This is a genomic window from Modestobacter sp. NPDC049651 (genome assembly GCF_040659695.1).
Lineage (GTDB): Bacteria > Actinomycetota > Actinomycetes > Mycobacteriales > Geodermatophilaceae > Modestobacter.
The window spans coordinates 128529-150569 of the sequence record NZ_JBFAOG010000009.1; the positions used below are offsets into that span (position 1 = coordinate 128529).

Sequence of the window (22041 nt, forward strand, 5' to 3'; positions counted from 1 at the left end):
TCCCCCGCATCGTTGCGGGACCCCACGGATGTCGAATGTACGCATTGCGGACATCGTGTCGCAATGCGTTGCCAAGCGTGGGTTCGTCTGGCTAGCCTGCCGCCTGTGTCCCAGGCCACAGCCCCTCGCGGGGCCGGTGCCGACCGGGACGAGCACCAGCCCAGACAACGGCGTCACCGGGTCGGTACGCCCATCCCCAGGAGGAAGCCCATGGCTCGAGCACTGACCCGGACCGGGGTCGTCGCGCTGACCGCGTTCATGGCCACCGGCCTCGTCGCGTGCGGCGGCGGCGACGACGACCAGGCGGCCGCGCCGGCCGCCGCGTCGAGCGGCGGCACCCGCCCCGTCACCGCGGGCGTCATCCCGGTGACCGACGCCGGCCCCATCGTGATGGGCCAGAAGCAGGGCGTCTGGACCGACGACGGGCTCGACCTGACCGTCAAGACGGCGAACTCCTCGCCGAACATCATCTCCGCGGTGATGTCGGGCGACTACCAGATCGGCTACGGCGGCGTGACCGCCGTCTTCCAGGCCGTCGAGAACGGCATCGACCTGACGCTCATCGCGCCGGCCAGCGCCACCGCCGACGACCCGAACAACGGCATCAACGACATCCTCGTGCTGCCGAACAGCAAGCTGCAGTCGGCCAAGGACCTGGAGGGCAAGAAGGTCGCGGTCAACGCGCTCGGCGGCTACGTGCAGCTGCTCGCCGACATCGCCATCGACGCCCAGGGCGGTGACCCGAGCAAGGTGCAGTGGGTCGAGCTGCCCATCCCGGACCAGCCCGCGGCGCTCGAGAGCGGCGCCATCGACGCCTTCGTCGCCGGCGAGCCGTTCGGCACCCTCGGCCGCGAGAAGGGCTTCCGCACCCTCGCCAACCCGCACGCGCTGCTCAGCGACAAGGCCGTCGTCGCCGGTGTCTGGTACGCCAGCCGCAAGGCCGTCGAGAAGGACCCCGAGTACTACAAGCAGGTCGCCAAGGCCATCAACGACTCCAACGCCCTCGCCCTCAAGGACGACGCCGGGCTGCGGAACACGATCGCCGAGTTCACCAAGATCGACCCCTCGCTCGCCGCGAAGATCCGGCTCGGTTCCTACGGCAAGCTGCCGCTCACCGCGGAGAACATGCAGCCGCTCGCGGACGCCTCGCTGAAGTTCGGCCTGGTGAAGAAGAAGGTCGACCTCGACAAGCTCATCTGGAAGCCCTGACCGACCGGTGCGGGGCCCCGACCGGGGCCCCGCACCACCGGGCCCACCGTCGGGCCCACCGGATCCGGAGGAAGGAGCACTGCCGGATGACGCAGACCCACCCGACCGCCACGGAGCTGCCCGCCGAGCTCCCGTCGCTGGTCGCCCCGCCCGCACCGGTCCAGCGCGGCCGGCGCTCGAACCTGGTCCTCGGCGTCGTCGGCGTCGCGGGCTTCATCGCGCTGTGGGAGCTGGTCTCCCGGGCCGACCTCGTCAACAGCACCTACCTGCCGCCGTTCAGCACGGTCGCGCGCGAGGTGGTCGACCTGCTCGGCACCGGCGAGTTCTGGACGGCGCTGGGCGACACGATGCGCTCCTGGGCCATCGGCCTGGTGCTCTCCCTGGTCGGCGGCGTCGTCCTCGGGATCGCCATCGGGTCCAGCCGCTTCCTCCGGCGGTGGACCTCCTCGACCATCGAGTTCCTGCGCCCGATCCCCTCGGTCGCGCTCATCCCGATCGCGATCGTGGTCTTCAGCATCACCCCGTCGGCGACCGTGTTCATCGTCGTGTGGGCCTGCTTCTGGGTGATCCTCGTGCACGTCACCAGCGGCGTCGCCGACGTCGACCCGGTGGCCCGGGACACCGCCCGCAGCTACGGCCTCAACTGGTGGTGGCGCGCCCGCTACGTCACCTGGCCCACCGCGCTGCCCTACCTCATGACCGGGGTGCGCATGTCGGGGACCATCGCGCTGGTCGTGGCCATCACGATCGAGCTCGTCGTCGGCACCCCCGGCCTGGGCGACCTGCTGGCCCGCAACCAGAGCGCCGGCAACGTCGACACCGTCTACGCGCTCGCGCTGCTCGCCGGCTTCCTCGGGCTCGCGCTGAACGCGGTCATGCAGTCGGTCGAGCGCTCCGCGCTGCGCTGGCACCCCTCGGTCCGGGCGGAGGGCCGGTCGTGAGGGCCGTCCGCTCGGTCGCCGCGGGGATCACGCTGCCGATCGTCCTCATCGCGATCTGGTGGGCGACCACGATCGACAACACCGACCCGTTCATCCCCGAGCCGCGCCAGCTGGTCGACGACTTCGTCAACATCTGGCTCAAGTCGCTGCTGTGGGACCAGGTGCTGCCCTCGCTGACCCGGCTGGCGGTCGGCCTGCTGTCGGCCGTCGTCGGCGGCATCGTGCTCGGCGTCGTCATCGGCTCGAACCGGGTCGTGCGCAAGCTGCTCAGCCCGCTGCTGGAGTTCATCCGCGCGGTGCCCCCGCCGGTGCTGCTCCCGGTGCTGCTGCTGCTGATGGGCATCGACAGCAGCTCCAAGGTCTTCCTGATCGCGCTGGGCTGCCTGTGGCCGATCCTGCTCAACACCGTCGACGGGGTGCGCTCCGTGGACGAGGTGCTGTCGGACACGACCCGCACCTACGGCATCAGCGGGTGGAACCGGCTGCGGTTCTTCGTGCTCCCGGCGGCGCTGCCGCGGATCGCGACCGGCATCCGGCTGGCCCTGCCGATCGCCATCATCCTGATGGTCGTCTCGGAGATGTACGCCGTCACCGGGGGCGGGCTCGGCTCGCAGATCATCCTCTTCCAGCGCACCTTCCAGAACGGCCCGATGTGGGGCGGCATCCTGGTCCTCGGGCTCCTCGGGGTCGCGCTGGCACTGCTCTTCCGGGTCTTCGAACGATCGATGCTCGGCTGGTACCACGGCCAGCGGGAGGCTGAGTCCAATGACCGGTGACATCTCGGCGGTGCGCGGCGCGGGAGACCCGCTGCTGTCCGTCCAGCAGCTGCAGAAGGTCTACCCGACCTCGGCCGGGCCGGTCGAGGCGGTGCGCGACCTGACCTTCGACCTGCACCGGGGCGAGTTCGTCTGCCTCGTCGGGCCGTCCGGCTCGGGCAAGACCACGCTGCTCAAGTGCATCTCGGGCCTGATGGCGCCCACGTCGGGCCGGGTGACCGTCGACGGCAAGCTGGTCGACGGACCGCCGCGGAACATGGCGCTGGTCTTCCAGGAGTACGGCCGGTCGCTGTACCCGTGGATGAAGGTGCACGCCAACGTCGAACTGCCGCTGCGCGCGGCCGGCGTGCCCAAGGCCGAGCGGGCCGAGCGGGTGGCCGAGGCGCTGGAGGCGGTCGGGCTCGACCACGTGCCGCAGTCCTACCCGTGGCAGCTGTCCGGCGGCATGCAGCAGCGCGTGGCCATCGCGCGGGCGGTGGCCTACCGGCCCGAGGTGCTGCTGATGGACGAGCCGTTCGCCGCGGTCGACGCGCAGACCCGCGCCGACCTCGAGGACCTGGTGCGGTCGGTGTGGCGGCGGCTCGGCCTGACCGTGCTGTTCGTGACGCACGACATCGACGAGTCGGTGTACCTCGGCGAGCGGGTCGTCATCCTGTCGTCGTCGCCCACGATCGTGCAGGAGGACCTGCACATCGACCTGCCGCGGGACCGCGACCAGCTGGAGACCCGGTCGCTGCCCCGGTTCGTCGAGCTGCGGCACCACGTGTACGAGCAGATCCAGCGGGCCAAGCGCGGGTACAACGCGGACGCCGCCGCCTGACCGCACCGGGGCGGCGGGTCGGGGCGCCCGCCGTCCCGGCCCGCCGCCCCGGGCACGTCGTAGGGTTGTCCGACAGTCTGGACGTGGGGAGGACGGGTGACCGACACCCGGGACCGGGACCGGGTCCAGAGCATCGAGCGCGGGGTCGCGGTGCTGCGCGTGTTCGCCGGCCGCGAGGGCCAGCTGACGATGAGCGACGTGGCCGCCCGGGCGGACCTGCCGCGGCCCGTCGTCCGCCGCATCCTGCTGACCTTCGAGCACCTCGGCTACGCCCGGCTGCACAAGGGCCTGTGGAGCCTCACCCCGCGCATCCTCGAGCTGGGCTCCGGCTACTTCGCCGCGTCGTCGCTGCCCGAGGTGGCGTACCCGGTGCTCAACGACGTCGTCGAGCGGACCAACGAGACCTGCAGCCTCGGCGTCCTCGAGGGCACCGAGGTCATCCACGTGGCGCGGGTCGAGGACCAGCGGCCGATGCCCGGCGCCATCCGGATCGGCATGAAGCTGCCCGCGTACGCGACGGCACTGGGCAAGGCGCTGCTGGCGTACGCGACCGAGGAGGAGCTCGCGGAGTTCCTGGCGGCTGCGGACCTGGTCGCGATCACCCCGAACACCGTCACCGACCCGGCCGAGTTCCGGGAGCGGCTGGCGCTGGTGCGGGAGCAGGGCTACGACCTGTCGGTCGAGGAGTACACCCCCGGCCGGCTGTCGGCCGCCGCGCCCATCGTGCTGGACGGCGCCGCGGTCGGCGCGCTCGCGGTGTCGACGACGACCTCCCGGGAGACCGTGGAGAGCATGGTCGAGACGATCGTCCCGGTGCTGGTCGAGGCGGCGGACAGCATCGGCCGCACCTACCGCGCGGCGAACCCGCAGTTCTACCGGTCGAACGGCAACTGGGCCGACCACAGCGCCGTCTGAGGTCGCCCGTCCGCGCCGTGATCACCCCTGCTGCTCCCCGACGCCCGGGGTGCAGGGTTGTGGGAGCTGACCGCTCGCGCGCGCCCCAGCGCCGCCCACCCGCCGTCCGACGTGCTGCGGGCCCTGGTCTCGGCGGTCCGGGCGGCCTGCTGACGTCGTCCGCCAGCCGGAAGAACGTGCCCCACGTCACACGCGAGGTGCAACCATTCCCCAGCCGGCACCTGGTCCACGCACAGACGCCGGCCCGCTCAGCAACGGCGGGCCGCGCCGGACGGTGCCGCGCGACCCGACTCGACGACGAGCGAAGGGCGGACCCGCATGAGGTCCTGGGGGATGTTGCGCCGGCGGAGCAGGACGATGGCGGTGACGGCGGTGCTGGCCGCCGGGCTGGGGGCGGTGGTCGTGCCCGCGGCCCAGGCGGGGCCACCGCACGGGGCCCCACCGGCGGCACCACCACCCCCGGCACCCGTGGTGGCCTGCGCCGACCTGACCACCGGGGCGCTCGGCCTGCCCGGCACGACGGTCACCTCGGCCGTCGCCGACGCCGGTGACGCGACCACCCCGGCGTCCTGCCGGGTGACCCTGACCGTCACCCACCCGCCGGCCGGCGACGCGGTGACCGTCTGGGTGCACCTCCCCCAGTCGGGCTGGAACGGCCGGTTCCAGGCGATGGGCGGCGGCGGGTTCAGCGGCGGCTCGGTCGAGTCGCTGCTCACCCCGCTGCGCAACGGCTACGCCACCGCGGCCACCGACGCCGGCCACCCCGGCGCGACCGCCGACTTCGCGCTGACCGCCGAGGGCCGGCTGAACTGGCCCGCCATCCAGGACTTCGGCTACCGCGGCGTGCACGACATGACCGTCACCGCGAAGGCCGTCATCAAGGCGTTCTACGGCACCGACCCGCAGTACTCGTACTGGAACGGCTGCTCGACCGGCGGCCGGCAGGGGCTGATGGAGGCCCAGCGGTACCCCGAGGACTACGACGGCGTGCTGGCCGGCGCCCCGGTGGTCAACTTCTCCCGCATGCAGATCGGCCAGATGTGGGGCCAGGTCGTGATGCTGGCGGAGGACAACCCGGTCGCCCCGTGCAAGTTCGAGGCGGCGCTGGCCGCGACGATCAAGGCCTGCGACACCGTCGGGGACGGCGTCGTCGACGGCGTGATCGGTGACCCGCTGGGCTGCTCGTTCGACCTGGGCAGCCTGGTCGGCACGAAGACCCCGTGCGGCGACATCACCGCCGGCGACGTCGAGGTCATGCGGAAGATCGCCGAGGGGCCGCGCACCCAGGACGGGCAGTTCCTCTGGTACGGCCAGGCGCCGGGCACCCCGTACGCGGGGCTGAACGACGTGGTCGAGCAGGACGGTCGGCTGGTCGGCAAGCCCTTCCAGTACGACCTGTGGTGGATCGGGCTGTTCCTGGCGCAGGACCGCAACTGGGACTGGCGGACGCTCACCTACGCGGGCTTCGAGCAGTTCTTCTCGCAGTCGATCGAGATGTACACGTCCGTGCTGTCCGCCGACGACCCCGACCTGTCGGAGTTCGCCGGGCACGGCGGCAAGGCGCTGCTGTGGCACGGGGCCGCTGACTTCGGCGTCCCGTTCCAGGGCACGGTCGACTACTACGAGCGGGTGCAGCAGACGCTGGGCGAGGGCCAGACCGACCAGTTCATGCGGCTGTTCCTCGCCCCGGGCGTCGGCCACTGCGGTGGCGGCGCCGGCCCGCAGCCGACCGGCCAGTTCGACGCGCTGGTCGACTGGGTCGAGCACGGCAGGGCGCCCCAGACGCTGACCGCGGAGAAGAAGGACGCGCAGGGGCAGGTCGTGCAGACCCGGCCGCTGTGCGCCTACCCGCGGGTGGCCCAGCTGACCGGGCACCGCGACCCGGCGCAGGCGAGCAGCTACCGCTGCGCGCGGGCGACGGAGCTGGAACCGGCGCAGCGCTGACCGGGGACCGGGGTGCCGGCGGGGACCGTCCCGCCGGCACCCCGGCTCACGCGCCGCGCAGGATCTCGGCCAGCGGCTCCCGGACGGCGCAGCGGTCGAACGCGAACGACCCGGCGAGCTCCGCGGCCTCCTCCGGGGCGACGCCCTCGAACGCCCTGCCGAAGTCGCCGACCAGCGCCTCGGCGAACAGCACGTGCCGCACGATCCCGTGGACCCACCGGTGCTGGCCCCACGGGTAGGGCTGGAAGTCGGGGAACTCCTTCGCGAACAGCTCCTCGATCGGGCCCAGCACGTCACGCACCCCGGCGTCCGTCGAACCCCACGAGTCGACGCCCAGCCGCGCCTTCTTCTCCAGCACCGGCGCGATCCGCTGCAGGTAGGGCGAGGACGGCGGCACCGTGACCAGCCCCTGCAGGCCGATGTCCTTGTAGGTCCACAGCGCCCAGCTGGCGCCGTGCTCGCGGTAGACCGCCAGCTGGTCGCGCAGCAGCTGGAACCGCATCGCGTCCCGCTCCGGGTCGCCGGTGTAGACCGGCCCGAACTCGCCGACCCAGATCGGCGTGCCGGTCTCGCGCATGTACGCCGTCCGCTCGAGGAACGTCCGCTCCACCACGTCGCGGTCGACGAACGCCCCGCGGCTCACCCCCGGGTACGGGCCGCCGTCGACGAAGCCGGGCAGCGCGTAGTCGTGCGCGGTGTAGACGGTGTTCGGCAGCGGCTCGCCGAGCTGGTCGAACTGGGTGGAGTAGCGGTTGCCGTCGAGGAACAGCACGTGGTGCGGGTCGACGGCGCGGATCGCCTGCTCCAGCCGCCGGTAGTAGGGGCCGAGGGTCTCCCCGACCGCGTCCGCGGGTTCGTTGATCGGGTTGTAGCCGGCGACCCAGGGGTTGTCCCGGTAGTACTCGGCCAGCGCCTCCCACAGGTGGACGACGCGGTCCTGGAAGTCGCGGTGGGTCCAGAAGTGCGCCCAGTGCGTCGGGTTGTCGCTGTGCCAGTGCTGGTTCTGGTGCCCGGGCAGCGCGTGCAGGTCCAGGATCGACCAGATCCCGGCCCGGGCGCAGGCCTCGACCGCCTGGTCCAGCCGGCGGAACCCCTCGGCCTTGAGCTCCCCGGGCCGGGCGTCGTCCTCGAAGTGCCGGTAGCTGAACGGGATGCGCACGCAGTTGAGCCCGAGCGAGGCGAGGAACGCGGCGTCCGCGTCGGTGAAGAAGTCGTCGAGGAACCGGTCGAAGAAGGCGTCGTAGCCCTCCTGGCCGAGCGCGGCGCGCAGCACCCGGCGCTGCTGCGACTCCGTCCCCGGGTAGCCGGTGATGAAGTTCTCCATGTTCAGCCAGCCGCCGAGGCCCAGCCCGCGCAGCACCACGGTGCTGCCGTCGGGGGTCGTCAGCCGGTCGCCGTCGACCCGGAGGAACGCCTGCTGCGGAACCGTCACGCCCCGATCCTGCCCGGGGGCGCCCGGGCCCGCTCACCGCCCGGCAGGCACCGGCTCGGTCAGCAGGTCGCCGGCGGCCTCGGCGCTCAGCGGCCGGGCGAGCAGGAAGCCCTGCACCCGGTCGCACCGCTGGCCGCGCAGCTGCTCCAGGTGCCCGGTCGTCTCCACGCCCTCGGCGACGACGTCCAGCCCGAAGGTGTGCGCGGCCTCGATCATCAGCGTGACCAGCGAGTGGGACGCCGGGTCGTCCGCCGCGACGAAGCTGCGGTCGATCTTCACCGTGTCCACGGGGATCGACCGGAGCTGCCCGATCGAGGTGTAGCCGGTGCCGAAGTCGTCGATGGCGACGCCCACGCCCAGCCCCTTGAGCTGGTCGAGCTGACCCAGGGCGGTGGGGCTGCTCACCAGCACCGTCTCGGTCACCTCCAGCACCAGCGCGGACGGCGGCAGGGCCGCGGCGGTGAGCGCCTCGGTGACGTCGTCGGCCACCCGCGGGTCGGACAGGTGCCGCCCGGACAGGTTGACGGCGACCGTCAGCGCCTGCGCGCCGTCCGCGGTGCCCTGCCCGGCGCGCCACCGGGCGAGCTGGCGGGTGGCCTCGCCGAGCACCCAGCGGTCCAGGTCCCGGATCAGGGTCGACTGCTCCGCGACCCCGATGAACTCGTCCGGGGTGACCACCCCGTGCCCGGGCCGCTGCCAGCGGACCAGCGCCTCGAAGCCGGTGAGCCGGCCGGTGGGCAGGTCGACGACCGGTTGGTAGACCAGGAAGAACTCGCCGGCGACCAGCCCCGCGGAGACCGCCCGCTCCAGCTCGTCGCGGGCGGTCAGCCGGGCCTGCAGCTGCTGGTCGAAGAACTCGACCCGGCCGCGGCCGTGCGTCTTGGCCTGGTAGGCCGCGGCGTCGGCCTGGGCGAGCAGCGTCGCGCTGTCGACCTCCCCGTCGGCGCTGACCGCGGCTCCGATGCTCGCCCCCACGGTCACCTGGGTGCGGTCGCCGGTGGGGCCGGGCACGCTGATCGGCTCGGCGACGGCCGCCAGCAGCCGGTGCGCCAGGTGCAGCAGCTCCTCGTCGCCGTCCACCGGCTCGATGACCGCGACGAACTCGTCGCCGCCGAGGCGGGCGACGCTGTCGCCGGAGCGCAGCCCGGCCGACAGCCGGCCGGCCACCTCCTGCAGCACGGCGTCGCCGGCGGCGTGGCCGAGCCGGTCGTTGACGGCCTTGAAGCCGTCGAGGTCGATGAACAGCAGGCCGACCGCGCTGCCGGTGCGACGGCCGCGGTGCAGCGCGCCCGTGGCCAGCTGCAGCGCCTGCGCGCGGTTGGGCAGGCCGGTCAGCGCGTCGTGCGCCGCCTGGTGGGCGAGCTCGAACTGCAGCTGCTCGCTGCGCTGCACCGAGTGGACGATCTGCTCGACGGAGGCGTGCACGACGGCGCCCAGCGGCCCGGGCAGCGGCTCCTGCAGCGCTGCGTTGCCCAGGTCGCCCCGGGCGACGGCGCCGGCCTGGTCCTGGATGCGGCGGAGGCTGGCCACCGCCGCGCCCAGCGCGGCCGACACGGTGCGCACCTCGCGCGGGCCGGCCGCCGTGACGTCGACCAGCGTGCCCTCGCTGATCTGCGCCGCCGCCCGGGCCAGCCCGCGCAGCGAGCGTGACAACCGGTGCCCCAGCGCGACGCCTGCCGCGAGGCTGAGCGCGAGCACCGCGAACGCGCCGGCCAGGCTGCGGTCGCGGCTGCGCTCCGCGGCCACCCGGTCCGCGGTCGCGACCGCCCCGGCCCGGGTCACGGCCGCGTCGAGCAGCGCGGAGATGGCCTGGTTGCGCTGGTCACCGGCGGTGAGCAGGCCGAGCACCTGCGGCATGCCCGGGGTCGCGCCGGTCGCACCGGCCGCGCCGGCCAGGCCCTCGATGGTCTGGTTGGCCGCCCCGGCCCGGACGGCGGCGAGACCGCGGCTCAGCTCCGGGGACGTGACCCGGTCGGCGACCTCGTCCCCGGCCAGCTGGTAGGCGAGCCGGGCGGTCAGCGCCGCCTCCAGCCCCGCGGTGCCGGCACCGCCGGTGCCGGGCATGACGGTGCCGACGAACTGGGGGATCTCGTCGCCGGCGGTCTGCACCAGCCGGCCGAGCAGGGTCACGTCGGCGATCGCGGTGGTGGTCCGACCGCTGACGTCCGCACCGGTGGCGGCGGCGGTCTGCGCGTCGGCCGCGGCGTCGATGCGGCGGACGACGGCGGTGTAGTCGGCGTAGACGCCGGCCAGGTCGGTGACCCGCAGGGCGGCCCCGGCCGAGGTCCGGTTCAGCCGGGCGAGCTCGCCGTCCAGCTGCTCGGCCACCGCGCGGGTGGCCGGGTCGCGGCGCGCCGCCTCCAGCGCCCGGCTCGTGCCTGCCCGGTCGGCGTCCAGCAGCGGCATCAGCTGCGCCTGCGCCAGCTGCCCCTGGACGTCGGTGAGGCCGAACTGCACCGCGATGGCCGGCGTGCTGACCACCGCCAGGGCGAGGGTCGGCACGATCTGCTGCTGGACGGCGCTGCTGAGGGTCGTCAGCCGGCCGAACGCGGACACCGCGTCGGCCGCCGCCTCGGCGCTCGCCGCCTGGCGCACCTCGGAGAGCACCGTGGTCGCGGTCAGCGCGCCCACCCCGGTCAGCGGGAGGAGCACGAGGGCGGTCAGGTGGCACCACAGCGGGAGGGCCCGGACGGAGGTCACGCCCCCGCATCGGCGGGCGGGCGGCGCCGGAGCACCGGCGGTGACCGCGGCCACCCCCGATCGGGTGATCCCCGGGGCGGTGGAAGGTGAGCCCGGTCACTGGCACCATCGCGGCATGCGCGGGCTGATGCAGGACACCCCCCTCACGATCGACACGATCTTCCGGCACGCCGAGCAGCACCACGGCGACGTCCCGATCGTCACCGACGGGCCCACCGGCCGGACCCGGTCGACCTACGCGGAGTGGGCCGACCGCACCCGCCGGCTGGGCGGCGTGCTCGACACGCTCGGCGTCACCGCCGACGGCCGGGTGGGCACCTTCGGCTGGAACAGCCAGCGCCACCTGGAGCTGTACTTCGCCGCGCCGTGCACCGGCCGGGTGCTGCACACGCTCAACATCCGGCTGTTCCCCGAGCAGCTGACCTACATCGCCAACCACGCCGAGGACGAGGTCGTGTTCGTCGACCGCTCGGTGCTGCCCGTGCTCTGGCCGCTGCTGGAGTCGATGAAGACCGTCCACCACGTGGTGGTCATGGACGACGGCGGCACCGCCGAGGTGCCCGACGACCCGCGGGTGCTCGACTACGAGGCGCTGCTGGCCGACGCCTCGCCCGTGGAGTTCCGGGTCGACGACGAACGCCAGGCCGCGTCGATGTGCTACACGAGCGGCACCACCGGCAACCCGAAGGGCGTCGTCTACAGCCACCGCTCGACGGTGCTGCACACGATGGCGGTGATCAGCCCGAACGGCTTCGGCATCGGGGTGGAGGACGTCGCGATGCCCGTCGTCCCGATGTTCCACGCCAACGCCTGGGGCATCGCCCAGGCCGCGCCGGCCGCGGGGGCGGCGATGGTGTTCCCCGGCCCGATGATGCAGCCGCCGGCGCTCGCCGACCTGATCGTCGAGGAGGGCGTCACCTTCACCGCCGGGGTGCCCACCATCTGGCAGGGCGTGCTCCCCCACCTCGCGGGCCGCCCGCACCGGCTGCGCAAGATCGGCTGCGGCGGATCGGCGGTGCCCCGCGCGCTGAGCGAGGCCTACCGGGAGCAGGTCGGGCTGCCGATCTACCAGGCCTGGGGCATGACCGAGACCCACCCGGTCGCCTCCGGCGGCACGCTGGCCGCCCGGTACGCGGACGCCGACGAGGACACCAGGGCCGACCAGCGGGCCCGCGCCGGGCTGCCGCTGTTCGGCCTGGAGGCGCGCATCGTCGAGGCCGGCACCACCGACGAGCTGCCCTGGGACGACGTGGCCACCGGCGAGCTGCAGGTCCGCGGGCCGTGGTGCGCGTCGGAGTACTACAACCCGGACGCCGGCGCGGAGCTGACGACCTCCGACGGCTGGATGAAGACCGGCGACGTCGCCGCGCTCGACGAGTTCGGCAACATCCGGATCGCCGACCGCACCAAGGACCTCATCAAGTCCGGCGGCGAGTGGATCTCCTCGGTCGACCTGGAGAACGCGATCATGAGCCACCCGGCGGTCGCCGAGGCCGCGGTCGTCGCGGTGCCGCACCCGAAGTGGGACGAGCGGCCGCTGGCCTGCGTGGTGCTCAAGCCCGGCGCGACCGCCACCGAGGCGGAGATCCTCGACCACCTGCGGCCGCTGGTGGCCAAGTGGTGGGTGCCCGACGCGGTCGAGTTCATCGACGAGGTCCCCAAGACCAGCGTCGGCAAGTTCAGCAAGAAGGACCTGCGCAGCCGCTTCGCGGAGTACCCGGCGAGGGGCTGAGGCGGGGTGGACCCGTCGAGGTGACCTCGACGGGTCCACTCCACCTGGGCGACACGCCGGGCGCGGGACCCGGCGCGTCCCGATCGGGGTCCCTAGCCTCCCTGCATGTCCAGCAGAGGGCGGTGGGACCGGTCCGTCACCCGCCGGGCGTTCCTGGGGACGGCCGCGGCGGCCGGACTGGCCGGGTGCGCCTCGTTCGCCGCCCGGCCGACCGCGCGGGCGACGCCGCCGGCCGGCACCACGCCACCCAGCCCGGCTCCTCCTCCGGCGCCACCGGCACCGGCGACGCCCGCCGTCCGGCTGGTCGGCGACGGGTCGACCTCCGACACCGGGCCGCAGCCGCACCAGCCGGTGCCCGAGCGGCTGGTGCCCGGGCAGGCGCCGCCGCAGTTCGTCGTCCTCTCCTGGGACGGCGCGGCGAACCTCTCCACCGGGCTGTTCCCCCGGTTCCGCGCGCTGGCCGCCGAGACCGGTGCGGCGATGACCTTCTTCCTCAGCGGCATCTACGCGCTGCCCGCGGGGCAGCGGATGCAGTACGCCCCGCCGCAGCACCCGGTCGGCGCCTCGGACATCGGCTTCCTCTCCACCGACGAGGTGGTCGCCACGATGCGGGAGATCGGCGCCGCGTGGCTGGACGGGCACGAGATCGGCACCCACTTCAACGGCCACTTCTGCGGCGCGGACGGAGTCGGCCGCTGGTCACCCGCCGACTGGGCCAGCGAGATCGAGCAGGCCAAGCGGTTCGTGCAGACCTGGAAGACGAACACCGGCCTGGCGGGGCGCCCCGACGTCCCGGCGCTGCCGTTCGACTACGACGTCGAGCTGATCGGCGGCCGGACACCGTGCCTCGAGGGCCAGGAGGCGCTGCTGCCCACCGCCGCCGGGCTGGGGTGGAGGTACGACGCCAGCTCGCCGGGCGGCCAGCAGATCTGGCCCACCCAGCGCCAGGGCCTCTGGGACCTCCCGCTGCAGGCGCTGCCCTTCCCCGACGCCGTCGCGGGCAAGAGCCGGCACGTGCTGTCGATGGACTACAACCTGATGTACAAGCAGAGCAACGGGGACATGCACGGCGACCCGGCGATGTACCCGACCTGGCGCGCCCAGGCCCGGAACGCCTACCTGGCCGGGTTCGACCGCGCGTACGGCAGCAACCGGGCGCCGCTGTTCATCGGCAACCACTTCGAGCAGTGGAACGGCGGCATCTACATGGACGCCGTCGAGGACACCGTCCGCGCCATCGCCGGGCGGCCCGACGTCCGGCTGGTGTCCTTCCGCCAGCTCGTGGCGTGGCTGGACGCGCAGGACCCCGCCGTCCTGGCGAAGCTGCGCACCCTCACCCCCGGCACCGCCCCGCCCGGCGGCTGGAGCTCGTTCCTCGCGTGAGCGGAGTCCCAGCGCTCGCCTGTCGATGCGCTGGGACCCCACTCAGCCCCGCATCAGCGGACGAAGGGCTGCTGGCCGGTCTCGCTGACCATCGGGCGGCCGGCGGCGTCCCACTCGCCCATGCCGCCGCCGACGTTGACCGCGTCGTAGCCGTTGGCGTTCAGCCACGCGGCCACCCGCGCGGAGCGGCCGCCGCCGCGGCAGGTCACGTACAGCGGGTCGGCCTCGGGCAGCTCGTCGAGCCGGGCGGGCACGTCGCCCATCGGGATGTGGGTGGCGCCGTCGATGTGCCCGGCGACCCACTCGTCGTCCTCGCGGACGTCGAGCACGACGGCGTCCTCGGGCACCTCGGCGGCGGGAACGGTCGGGACCTGGTTCGGCATCGTCACGGCGTCCATTCTGCCTCCGACCCGCACTGCCAGGATGGCGGTCGATGAACACCGCCCCCGCGCGCGACCCTGCCTGGTCCCTCTCCCGCAGCGCGATCGGGTTGTGGGTGACCCAGGGGGCGCTCGGCACGCTGTTCTGGGCGGTCGTCCTGGTGGTGTGCTGGCTGGTGGTGCCCGGTGACGCGGCCGCCGTGCCGGTGCTGCGCTGGGTCGGGCTCGCCGCGGTCGTGCTCTACGGCGCGCTGGCGGTCGGGGTGCGGCCCCAGCTGCGCTACCGGGTGCACCGCTGGGAGGTCACCGGCGCCGCCGTCTACACGCTCACCGGCTGGTTGACCCGCGAGTGGACGCTGGTGCCGATCGCCCGCATCCAGACCGTCGACGTCACCCGCGGCGTGGTGCAGCAGGTGTTCGGGCTGGCCTCGGTGGCGGTGATGACGGCGTCCTCGCAGGGCACCGTGCGCATCCCGCACCTCGAGGTGGACGTCGCCCGCCGGGTGGCCGAGGACCTCACGCTGCGCGCCGAGCAGGTGCGGGACGAGGCCACGTGACCCCGCGGCGCACCTCCCCGCTCGTGCTGCTGGTGCACACGATCACCTTCAAGCAGGCCCGCAGCTGGGTGCCGCTGGCGCTGTTCGTGCTGGCCACCCGCGGGTTCGACGGCGGCCCGGGCACCATCGTCGCCCTGGTCGTGGCGGTCACCGCGCTGTCGCTGGCCACCGCGCTGGTGGGCTGGTGGCGGTTCAGCTACGCCGACGGGCCGACGTCCGTGGTCGTCACCCGCGGGCTGCTGTCCCGGTCGGTGCGCACCGTGCCCAACGACCGCATCCGCGGGGTCGAGGTGGAGGCGCCGCCGCTGCACCGGCTGTTCGGGCTGGTGCGGGTGCGCATCGACGCCGCGGCCGGCGGCGGGGGCCGGCCCGGGCAGGAGGAGGAGCTCGTCGTCGACGGCGTCCGGCCGGCCGAGGGCGACCGGCTGCGGGCGCACCTGCTCGGTGCCCGGCGGTCAGCGGCGCCGGACGGCAGCACGGCGGACGACGCCGTCCCCGCCCCGCCGCCGGAGGAGGTGGTCGCCCGGCTCGACCACCGCTGGCTGCTCTACGCACCGCTGGTCGGCAGCTACCTGGCCGTGCCGCTGGCCGCGGTCGGCGCGCTGTTCCGGGTGCTCGACGAGCTGCCGGAGGGCTGGCAGCCGCGCGTCGGCCGGCCCGGTGTGCCCGACGGCGCCCTCGTCGCGGGGCTGCTGGTCGCGGCGGTGGTCGTGCTGGCCGTCGGCGCGGTGGTGGGCAGCGCGCTGGTGAACTGGCGGTTCCGGGTGGTGCGCCGCGGCGGCTCGCTGATCGCCTCCCGCGGGCTGCTCACCCGCCGGCACACCGAGCTGGAGATCGACCGGATCCGCGGCTGCACGGTCACCGACGGCGTCGGCATGCGGCTGGTGCGCGCCGCCCGGACCACCGCGCTGGTCACCGGGCTCGGCGACGCGGCCCGCCGCGGGCAGGTGCTGCCGCTGGGCCCCCGGCCGGTGGCGTACGCGCTGGCCACCCGGCTGGTCGCCGACCCCGGCCCGCTGGCCGCGCACCCGCCGGCCGCCCGGCGGCGCCGGCTGGTGCGCGCGGTGGCCCCGGGCGCGGCGGTGCTGGTCGCCGGGGGAGTGCTCACCGCCGTGCTCGGCTGGTGGCCGGTGCTGGCGGCCGGCGCGGCGCTGACCGCGCTCGGCGTGCCGCTGGGGCTGGCCCGGTACGCCGCGCTCGGGCACGCGGCCGGCCCGCGGTCGTTCGCGGTGCGCGGCGGCTGGCTGGTGCGCACCCACGTGCTGCTCGAGCGCCGCGCCGTCGTGGGGTGGCGGGTGCGGCAGAGCGCCGTCCAGCGGTGGTCCGGGCTGGCCAGCGTCGAGGCGTGCGTGGGCGCGGGTACCGGCGGCTACACCGCCGTCGACATGGCGGCCGGCGAGGTGGCCGGGTTCGCCCGGGCGGCGTCGGGCAGCTGGGCGGACGCGCTGCAGCGCTGACCGGTCAGCCCGCGGCGACCGCCTCCGCGCACTCCGGGCAGGCGGGCCCGGCGGGGTCGGGGAAGCTCCCGGCGCGGACGGCGACGATCGCCCCGCACACCGCCAGCTCCGGCTCCCCGGCCGGCTCCTCCTCGCTGCGGTGCCACTCGACGGCGTGCACCTGCCCGACGGCGGGTTCGGGGCACAGCCGCCGCGGCCAGGCCGGGCGCGCCTGCCCGGGTCGGAAGTCGGTTCGTCCCACCAGCTCCATGGGAGCAGAGTGACGGGTGGGAGCCCGCCGCGGGAGCCCGACTTCCGCCCGGCCGACGAACCGGAACGAACTCTTGACGCCCCCGCAACACGGCGGGGTCGGCCAGGATGGCCCGGTGCCCCTCGACGCCGCCGCCCTCGAGGCGCTGCTGCCGGACCTGGACGACGCCCCGTCGGGGCACGTGGACGCCGCCCGCCCCGCCGACGGCCTGCGGTTCACCGACCTGGAGCTGACCGGCGACGGCACCGGTGCGCGCTTCCTGGAGTGCGAGCTCACCGGCTGCGACCTGGGCGCGGTGCCGTTCGACGGGGCGCGGCTGACCAGCTGCCTGCTCACCGACGTGCACGCCCCGGCGTGGTCGGTGACCGACGCGACGCTGCTGGACGTCGTCGTCACCGGCGGCCGGTTCGGCGCGCTGACCGCGCACGGCAGCGAGCTCACCCGGGTGCTGCTCGACGGGGTGAAGGTCGACCTGCTGGCCCTGGGCAGCGCCCGGCTGGTCGACGTCGAGCTGCGCGGCTGCACCGTCGGCGAGCTCGACCTCGCCGCGGCCGACCTGCGCGACGTGCGGCTGGTCGGCTGCAGCGTCGAGCGGCTCACCGTCGCCGGTGCCCGCTGCCGCGGGGTCGACCTGCGCGGCGCGGCCCTCGGCGGGCTGGACGACGTGGCGGCGCTGGCCGGGGCCACGATCAGCACCGCGCAGCTCACCGCGCTCGCCCCCGCGCTGGCCGCGCACGCCGGGCTCACCGTGCGCTGACCAGCTCCGCCAGCACCCCCGCCGCCGCGGCCGGGTCGTCGCCGGCCAGCAGGCCCGCCGCCGCGAGCACGTACCGGGTGTCGACGGTGACCTGCGCGCCGCTCAGCACGCCGCCGGCCCCGCCCCGGTCCGCGGCCACCCGCTCGACTGCCGCGGCGACCGCGGCCGGGTCGCCGTGCCGGAACACCCCGCCCGACAGCACGACCAGGCCGACCGCCCGGGCGCTGGCCCCGCCGGGCCCGTAGCCGGCCTCGGCCCGCAGGTGCCGGCGCAGCGCGACCACGGCGGCGGCCTCCCCCAGGGCCAGCGGGTCCTCGCCCGGCACGGCCAGCCCCTCGGCGGCCGCGGCGGCGCGCAGCGCGCCGGCGCTGGCCGCCACCCCCAGGTCGCCCTCGACGGTGCGCCGCCGGGCGGGCACCCCGACCGCGGCGCGGGCGAGCGTCGCCTGCTCGGCGTCGGCGGCCGGCACGCAGTGCACGTCGGTGGTGGCACCGCCCACGTCGAGCACCAGCACCCCGGGGACGTCGGCGTCCGCGCGCAGCCCGGCCAGCACCGCCACCCCCGCGAGCACCGCGTCGGGGGTCACCGCGCGCACCCACTGCCGCAACCGCGGGTCGGCCGACAGCCGGTCGCCGCCGATGACGTGGGCGAGGAAGACCTCCCGGATCGCGGCGCGGGCGGGCTCGGGGTCCAGCTCGCCGATGTCGGGCAGCACGTTCGCGGTGGCGGTCACCGGAAGCCCGGCGGCCCGCAGCACCGCCGCCACCTCGTCGCGCACCGCGGCGTTGCCGGCCAGCACCACCGGGACGGACCGCGCCGGGTCGGCCGGGGCGGCGGCGGCGAGGGCGGCGGCGTTGGCCCGCAGCACGGTCGCGTCGCCGCCGTCCGTGCCACCCACCAGCAGGACGACGTCCGGGGCCGCCGCGTGCAGCGCGGCCAGCGCGGCGGCGTCCAGCCGGCCGGCGGCCACGTGCACCACGCGGGCGCCGGCGGTCAGCGCGGCCCGGTGCCCGGCCTCGGCGCTGATCAGCTCCTCGTAGCCGACGACGGCCAGCCGCAGCCCGCCGCCGGCGCTGGAGCAGGCCCGCACCGGCGCCGCCCAGCCGTCGGTGGCGGCGAGCACGCCGGCCACCACGTCGTCCGGGGTGGTGGGCGCCTGCCGGGTGGCCAGCAGCCGCCCGGTGCCGTGCTCGACGAGCGCGGCCTTGGTCCAGGTCGAACCGATGTCGACGCAGGCGGTGGTCGGCACTGCCCCAACCTAATCGTCACGCAGAGCGACGCCGCCCCGACCGGACCTCCCGGCGGAACGGAACTGACCGGTCCGCGGGTGTGCCCCGGCACGCCGGGTAGGTCGTGCGCGATGCCCCCGCCTGCTCAGCGCACCGCCGCGTCGCCCTCGCCGAGGCCCACCCGCCCGGCCAGCGCGGCCGCCTCGACCCGCGTGGCCACCTTGAGCTGGCGCAGCAGGTTGGCCACCAGCCGCTTCACGGTCCGCTCCGAGACGTGCAGCGTCGTGGCGATGTCGACGGTGCTCGTGCCGGCCGCCACCAGCCGCCACAGCCGCCGCTCGTCGGCCGAGAGCCGGCCGACGACGCCCTGGTCCTCGCTGGGCGCGGCATCCGCCAGCAGCTGCCGCAGCAGCGACTCCGGCAGGACCGACCAGCCGTCGAGCACCGCCAGCAGCGGCCGCACCAGCGCCTCCGGCGACGTGGTCTTGGGCAGGAACGCGCTCGCCCCGGCGCGCAGCGCCTCCAGCGCGGCGTCGGCCTCGGCGAGCCCGGACAGCGCGACGACCCGCACCATCGGGTCGGCCCGGCGGATCGCCGCGATCGCCCTGGTGCCCCCGGGCGGCGGCATGTGCAGGTCGACCACCGCCACGTCCGCGTGGTTGCGCAGCACGAGCGCGGCGGCGGCGGACGCGTCCTCCGTCGTCGCGACCACCCGCACCCGGCCGCCGCTCTCCGGCGGGAGCAGCAACGACAGGCCCCGGCTGAACAGCGGGTGGTCGTCCACGACCACCACGTCGACCGGCGGACGGTGCCCAGCCCCGGCACCTGCGTCGGTTCCCTCCACATCACTCCCTCGGTCGGTTGCGCGCGGCGTGGCTGACCGGTCGCGCCCCCGGAGGTGCCCGTGACCCTCGCTGCCGACACCCGGACCACCGCGTTCCCGAACCGCCTCACCGGCCTGCTGCGCGCCGTCCGCAGCCGGCTGCCCCGCCCGGCCCCGGCCGAGGTCGAGACCGGCGACGCCCTCGTGCGGGCGCTCTGCCACGACATGCGCACGCCGCTGGCCTCGCTGGAGGCGGTCCTCGACCGGCTGGACAACGACGGCGGGCGGTCGGCGGACGAGCTGCTGGAGCTCGCCCGGGCGCAGGCGCAGCACCTGTCGTCGATGCTGCGCACCGCCGACGCCACCGGGGGCGCGGTCCCGCGCCGGAGCCTGCGCCGGCTGGTGGACGTCGTCCGCGCGTCGGCCGGCGCGTGCGGCCTGCCGGCCGCGCAGCTGACCGTCGAGCTGGACGGCGACGTCGGGGACGTCGAGGTCGCCGACGCCCGGGTGCAGCGGATCCTCACCAACCTGCTGGAGAACGCCCACCGGCACGGGGCGGGTGCGCCGGTGCGGCTCCGCGCGCAGCGGTCCGCCGGCTGGGTGCAGCTGGCGGTCACCCAGGCCGGCGTCCCGGCCGAGCGGGTGCTCGGGCACCTCAACCGGGCCACCCCGCCGCCGGACCTCACCGGCCTGGGGCTCTGGTCGGTGCAGCGGCAGACCGCGGAGCTGGGCGGGCGGCTGGCCTGGTCCGAGAGCGGCGACGGCGCCTTCACCCTGTACGTGCGGCTCCCCGACCGGTGATCAGGCGGGCAGCGGCTCGGGTTCCACCTGCCGGGCGGTGGGGGCGGGGCGGGCCGACAGCGTCGAGCCGACGCTCGCCAGCACGACCAGGCCGATCGCGACCAGCCCCACCGGGCCGATCCCCTGGCCGAGCATCAGCCAACCGGCGAGCGTGGCGACGGCGGGCTCCAGGCTGAGCAGCACGCCGAACACCCGGGTGGGCAGCCGGCGCAGCGCCGCGAGCTCCAGGGAGTAGGGCACCACCGAGGCCAGCACCGCCATCGTCACCGCGACCACCACCAGGTGCGGCGCCGCGCTCAGGTGGGCGGCACCGGTGGCGCCCAGCGGGACCAGCAGCAGGGCGGCGACGCCCATCGCCACGGCCAGCCCGCCCTGCCCGGGCACCGCGGCGCCGACCCGGGCGCTGGCCAGGATGTACAGCGCCCAGAAGACGCCGGCGACCAGGGCGAAGACGACGCCGACCGGGTCGAGCCCGCCGCCCGCACCGCCGTCGGTCAGCCCGAGCACCGCCACGCCGGCCGCGGCCAGCGCCACCCAGCTGAGGTCGCGCAGCCGCCGGGACTGGACGGCGGCGAGCACCAGCGGGCCGAGGAACTCCACGGTGACCGCGGTGCCGAGCGGGATGCGGTCGATCGCGGCGTAGAAGGCACCGTTCATGCCGACCAGCGAGCCGCCGAAGGCCAGCACGGCGGTCCACTGCCTGCGGGTCCAGCTGCCCAGCCGGGGGCGGGCCAGCGCGAGCAGCACCAGCGCGGCGAGGCCCAGCCGCAGCAGGCTGGCGCCGGCCGGCCCCACCCGCGGGAACAGCTGCGCGGCGAACGCGGCCCCGACCTGCAGGGACGTGCACGAGCCGAGCACCATCAGCACCGCCGGGCCGGTGCGGGGGCTGCTGACGGCGGGGGCTGCGTGCACCCGACGAGCGTCGTTGCGCGGCACACTGTCGTCCAGCGAATCATCCTGGGCCGCAATCGTCAGCTCAGCTGACGAATGGGGGTACCGCCGTGCTCGACGTCCACCGGTTGCGCCTACTGCGCGAGCTGCACCGCCGCGGGACCCTCGCCGAGGTCGCCCGCGCGCTCTCGTACAGCCCCTCGGCCATCTCCCAGCAGCTGTCCCAGCTGGAGGCCGAGACCGGCGTGCGGCTGCTCGAGCGGGTGGGCCGCGGGGTGCGGCTGACCGAGCAGGCCCGGATCCTGGTCGGCCACGCCGACGTGGTGCTCGAGCGGCTCGAGCTGGCCGAGGCCGAGCTCGCCGCCTCGCTCACCGAGGTCACCGGCCGGCTGCGGGTGGCGTCGTTCCAGACCGTGCTGCTCACGCTGGTGCCCGATGCGCTCAGCCGGCTGGCCGGGCAGCACCCCCGGCTCCGGGTGGAGATCACCCAGAGCGAGCCGGAGCCGGCCTTCGCCGGGCTGCTCGCGCACGACTTCGACGTGGTGCTCGGCGAGGAGTACCCCGGGCAGCCGGGCACCCCGCTGCCCGGGGTCGCGGAGGAGGACCTGGCCCACGACGAGATGCTGCTGGCCGTGCCGCCGACCGGCCGGTTCGGCGCGGGGCCGGTGGAGCTGGCCGACCTGGCCGCCGAGCCGTGGGCGTTCGACCCGGCCGGCACCGCCGCCGGCGCGTGGGCGCGCAGCCTGTGCCGGGCGGCGGGCTTCGACCCCGACGTCCGGTTCGAGAGCCCCGACTACCTGCTGAACATGCACCTGGTCGAGACCGGGCACGCGGTCACCCTGCTGCCCGACCTGCTGCTCACCGCGCGGCCGGCCGCGGTCCGGCTGGTCGAGCTGCCCGGCCGGCCCACCCGGCGGCTCTACACCGGCGTCCGGTCGGGCACCGCGGGCCACCCCGCCGTCCGGGCGTTCCGGGACGCGCTGCGGACCGCGCTGCCCGGCTGACGCGAGGTCGGCCCCTGCGGGCCACCGGACGGCACGGGGG

At 75.4% G+C, this 22041-nt stretch carries 20 protein-coding genes; 13 read left to right on the forward strand and 7 right to left on the reverse strand.

The window, feature by feature from the left end; translation table 11 throughout:
* Positions 1 to 210 precede the first annotated feature (210 nt).
* The 6 genes from AB0J00_RS14275 to AB0J00_RS14300 all read left to right on the forward strand — a co-directional run bounded on the left by AB0J00_RS14275 (position 211) and on the right by AB0J00_RS14300 (position 6605).
* On the forward strand, positions 211 to 1209 hold the full coding sequence (locus AB0J00_RS14275; protein WP_357745488.1) for an ABC transporter substrate-binding protein: 999 nt from the start codon (positions 211 to 213) through the stop codon (positions 1207 to 1209).
* Between the two features lie 86 nt (positions 1210 to 1295).
* The gene (locus AB0J00_RS14280; protein ID WP_357745491.1) at positions 1296 to 2150 is read left to right on the forward strand and encodes an ABC transporter permease; all 855 of its coding nucleotides are present in this window, start codon (positions 1296 to 1298) and stop codon (positions 2148 to 2150) included.
* The gene (locus AB0J00_RS14285; RefSeq protein WP_357745493.1) at positions 2147 to 2926 is read left to right on the forward strand and encodes an ABC transporter permease subunit; all 780 of its coding nucleotides are present in this window, start codon (positions 2147 to 2149) and stop codon (positions 2924 to 2926) included. The genes AB0J00_RS14280 and AB0J00_RS14285 overlap by 4 nt, the downstream gene beginning before the upstream one ends.
* Positions 2916 to 3746: an ABC transporter ATP-binding protein gene (locus AB0J00_RS14290; RefSeq protein ID WP_357745494.1), complete on the forward strand. Its 831-nt coding sequence runs from the start codon at positions 2916 to 2918 to the stop codon at positions 3744 to 3746. Before AB0J00_RS14285 ends, AB0J00_RS14290 begins: the two co-directional genes overlap by 11 nt.
* A 96-nt stretch (positions 3747 to 3842) precedes the next feature.
* A complete protein-coding gene (locus tag AB0J00_RS14295; RefSeq protein WP_357745496.1) occupies positions 3843 to 4661 on the forward strand; it encodes an IclR family transcriptional regulator C-terminal domain-containing protein in 819 nt (272 codons plus the stop codon).
* A 357-nt stretch (positions 4662 to 5018) separates the two neighbouring features.
* Positions 5019 to 6605 (forward strand): tannase/feruloyl esterase family alpha/beta hydrolase, encoded by a 1587-nt coding sequence (locus AB0J00_RS14300; protein WP_357745499.1) that lies wholly within the window; start codon positions 5019 to 5021, stop codon positions 6603 to 6605.
* A 46-nt stretch (positions 6606 to 6651) separates the two neighbouring features.
* Here AB0J00_RS14300 and AB0J00_RS14305 read toward each other — a convergent pair whose 3' ends face one another.
* Positions 6652 to 8037, reverse strand: coding sequence for a cellulase family glycosylhydrolase (locus AB0J00_RS14305; RefSeq protein WP_357745502.1), 1386 nt, complete (start codon positions 8035 to 8037; stop codon positions 6652 to 6654).
* A 33-nt stretch (positions 8038 to 8070) separates the two neighbouring features.
* Complete coding sequence (locus AB0J00_RS14310; protein WP_357745504.1) at positions 8071 to 10737, reverse strand: bifunctional diguanylate cyclase/phosphodiesterase; 2667 nt, start codon at positions 10735 to 10737, stop codon at positions 8071 to 8073.
* Positions 10738 to 10852: 115 nt separating this feature from the next.
* Here AB0J00_RS14310 and AB0J00_RS14315 point away from each other — a divergent pair, with 115 nt between their 5' ends.
* Together AB0J00_RS14315 and AB0J00_RS14320 are read left to right on the forward strand one after the other, a co-directional pair.
* Positions 10853 to 12469 (forward strand): long-chain fatty acid--CoA ligase, encoded by a 1617-nt coding sequence (locus AB0J00_RS14315; protein WP_357745507.1) that lies wholly within the window; start codon positions 10853 to 10855, stop codon positions 12467 to 12469.
* A gap of 105 nt (positions 12470 to 12574) precedes the next feature.
* Positions 12575 to 13852 carry a hypothetical protein gene (locus AB0J00_RS14320; protein ID WP_357745510.1) on the forward strand — a complete coding sequence of 426 codons (1278 nt, stop codon included), beginning with the start codon at positions 12575 to 12577 and terminating at the stop codon, positions 13850 to 13852.
* 53 nt (positions 13853 to 13905) lie between these two features.
* Here the strand turns inward: AB0J00_RS14320 and AB0J00_RS14325 are convergent, their stop codons facing one another.
* The gene (locus tag AB0J00_RS14325; RefSeq protein ID WP_357745608.1) at positions 13906 to 14235 is read right to left on the reverse strand and encodes a rhodanese-like domain-containing protein; all 330 of its coding nucleotides are present in this window, start codon (positions 14233 to 14235) and stop codon (positions 13906 to 13908) included.
* A 50-nt stretch (positions 14236 to 14285) separates the two neighbouring features.
* On the opposite strand from AB0J00_RS14325, the gene AB0J00_RS14330 reads away from it, so the two are divergent.
* Together AB0J00_RS14330 and AB0J00_RS14335 are read left to right on the forward strand one after the other, a co-directional pair.
* Positions 14286 to 14789 carry a PH domain-containing protein gene (locus AB0J00_RS14330; RefSeq protein ID WP_357745513.1) on the forward strand — a complete coding sequence of 168 codons (504 nt, stop codon included), beginning with the start codon at positions 14286 to 14288 and terminating at the stop codon, positions 14787 to 14789.
* Positions 14786 to 16246: a PH domain-containing protein gene (locus AB0J00_RS14335; RefSeq protein WP_357745515.1), complete on the forward strand. Its 1461-nt coding sequence runs from the start codon at positions 14786 to 14788 to the stop codon at positions 16244 to 16246. The genes AB0J00_RS14330 and AB0J00_RS14335 overlap by 4 nt, the downstream gene beginning before the upstream one ends.
* A 4-nt stretch (positions 16247 to 16250) precedes the next feature.
* On the opposite strand, the gene AB0J00_RS14340 is transcribed toward AB0J00_RS14335, so the two are convergent.
* On the reverse strand, positions 16251 to 16487 hold the full coding sequence (locus AB0J00_RS14340; RefSeq protein ID WP_357745518.1) for a hypothetical protein: 237 nt from the start codon (positions 16485 to 16487) through the stop codon (positions 16251 to 16253).
* A gap of 124 nt (positions 16488 to 16611) precedes the next feature.
* Here AB0J00_RS14340 and AB0J00_RS14345 point away from each other — a divergent pair, with 124 nt between their 5' ends.
* Positions 16612 to 17253, forward strand: a complete 642-nt coding sequence (locus AB0J00_RS14345; protein WP_357745519.1) for a hypothetical protein — start codon at positions 16612 to 16614, stop codon at positions 17251 to 17253.
* On the opposite strand, the gene AB0J00_RS14350 is transcribed toward AB0J00_RS14345, so the two are convergent.
* Together AB0J00_RS14350 and AB0J00_RS14355 are read right to left on the reverse strand one after the other, a co-directional pair.
* A complete protein-coding gene (locus AB0J00_RS14350; protein WP_357745521.1) occupies positions 17240 to 18502 on the reverse strand; it encodes a glutamate mutase L in 1263 nt (420 codons plus the stop codon). The genes AB0J00_RS14345 and AB0J00_RS14350 overlap by 14 nt on opposite strands.
* A gap of 125 nt (positions 18503 to 18627) precedes the next feature.
* Entirely contained in the window at positions 18628 to 19266 is a 639-nt protein-coding gene (locus AB0J00_RS14355; protein WP_357745524.1) for a response regulator transcription factor, read from the reverse strand.
* A 120-nt stretch (positions 19267 to 19386) separates the two neighbouring features.
* Here AB0J00_RS14355 and AB0J00_RS14360 point away from each other — a divergent pair, with 120 nt between their 5' ends.
* The gene (locus AB0J00_RS14360; RefSeq protein WP_357745526.1) at positions 19387 to 20106 is read left to right on the forward strand and encodes a HAMP domain-containing sensor histidine kinase; all 720 of its coding nucleotides are present in this window, start codon (positions 19387 to 19389) and stop codon (positions 20104 to 20106) included.
* Here the strand turns inward: AB0J00_RS14360 and AB0J00_RS14365 are convergent, their stop codons facing one another.
* Positions 20107 to 21018, reverse strand: coding sequence for an EamA family transporter (locus AB0J00_RS14365; protein ID WP_357745529.1), 912 nt, complete (start codon positions 21016 to 21018; stop codon positions 20107 to 20109). It lies immediately after the preceding gene.
* An 89-nt stretch (positions 21019 to 21107) separates the two neighbouring features.
* Between AB0J00_RS14365 and AB0J00_RS14370 the strand changes: the two genes are divergently transcribed.
* The gene (locus tag AB0J00_RS14370; RefSeq protein ID WP_357745532.1) at positions 21108 to 22001 is read left to right on the forward strand and encodes a LysR family transcriptional regulator; all 894 of its coding nucleotides are present in this window, start codon (positions 21108 to 21110) and stop codon (positions 21999 to 22001) included.
* The last annotated feature ends 40 nt before the right edge of the window (positions 22002 to 22041 follow it).